The 1,220-nt window shown below is 32.1% G+C and carries 1 protein-coding gene and 1 pseudogene; one reads left to right on the top strand and one right to left on the bottom strand.

Features of this window, described 5'->3' with window-relative positions; genetic code table 11:
* Window positions 1-141: pseudogene (locus FTV31_RS16965) on the bottom strand (amino acid transporter); the annotation flags it as partial.
* 97 nt (window positions 142-238) lie between these two features.
* Between FTV31_RS16965 and FTV31_RS16960 the strand changes: the two are divergent.
* Entirely contained in the window at window positions 239-1,126 is an 888-nt protein-coding gene (locus FTV31_RS16960) for a LysR family transcriptional regulator ArgP (RefSeq protein WP_174660717.1), read from the top strand.
* Window positions 1,127-1,220 lie beyond the last annotated feature (94 nt).

Raw genomic sequence — 1,220 nt, 5'->3', positions numbered from 1 at the left:
AGAGTCAGATAAGGCGCATATAAGACAAACACTAAAAACATATTCACGCTTAAGTCCTTGTCTCAGAACAAAAGCATTTTGAGCACCAATGGCTAATATGAGAGAAAACCCAACCCCCAATCCTGTTAAAAATGTAACCATATTGACTTATCTGAAGTATCTATTTATTTGAATTATGTGTATTTGTTTTTTTTATTCATTAAAATTAAGAATATTTTGGGTTGGCTAAATAATTCTTATGTTAGAAAAAAAACAATGCGAAGCCTTTTTAGCGGTAGTTGAGACTGGTAGTTTCGATCAGGCAGGAAAAATGCTCTGCCTGACTCCATCTGCTGTAACCTTAAGATTGCAAGCTTTAGAAAAAGAATTAGGACAGTTATTAATAATACGTAGTAAGCCTTGTAAATTAACCACATCAGGTCAGCAAGTATTTGAATATTTAAAGAAAAGTCAAAGATTGGAACAGAATTTTTTACATGATTTGATGAATAAGTCACAAGCTGAATTTTTTAAAGTGGTTATTGCATCTAATGCCGATAGCCTAGCAACCTGGTTACTTCCAACCCTCAAAGATGTACTTATAAAAAATAAAATATTGCTGAATCTAATCGTTGATGATCAGGCTCATACATATTCCTTACTAGAAAAAGGAATTGTTAATGCGTGTATCTCAATTGAACCTAAACCTATGAAAGGATGTAATTCTCAATATCTAGGTGTGATGAAATATAGAATGATCGCAACAAAAGCATTCATAAAAAAATGGTTTGCTAGTGGCATAAATAGACAAGCCCTATGCTTAGCACCTGCTGTAATATTTAATGAAAAAGACCATCTTCATTTTGATATTTTAGTAAAGCAATTCGGTCTAACAAAGGGTAGTTACCCTTTTCACTTAATACCCTCTTCAGAATCTTTTTTGACCGCTATACGACTTGGAATAGGTTACGGAATGGTTCCAGAATTCCAATTAAATAGCCTCTATGATCAAGATGAAATGATTGATTTATGTCCAGAATTAGAAAATAAAGTTCAACTCTACTGGCATCATTGGATTCATCAACCTTACCATTTAGAAAGTGTTACAGACCATATAATTAAGTACTCAAAACTCATCTTAAAATAAAATGATTGAGCCTGATTCCCTACCTATTTAACATAATAGAGCTTATACGAAACACATTTTAAAATAGTATTATTTATCAACAACTTAAAAACCC

Origin of the sequence: Acinetobacter sp. YH16031, assembly GCF_013417335.1 — a bacterium.
In the GTDB taxonomy this organism is placed as follows: Bacteria; Pseudomonadota; Gammaproteobacteria; order Pseudomonadales; family Moraxellaceae; genus Acinetobacter.
Note: the sequence above shows the minus strand (reverse complement) of the source record. Positions and strands in the feature narration are given on the sequence as shown.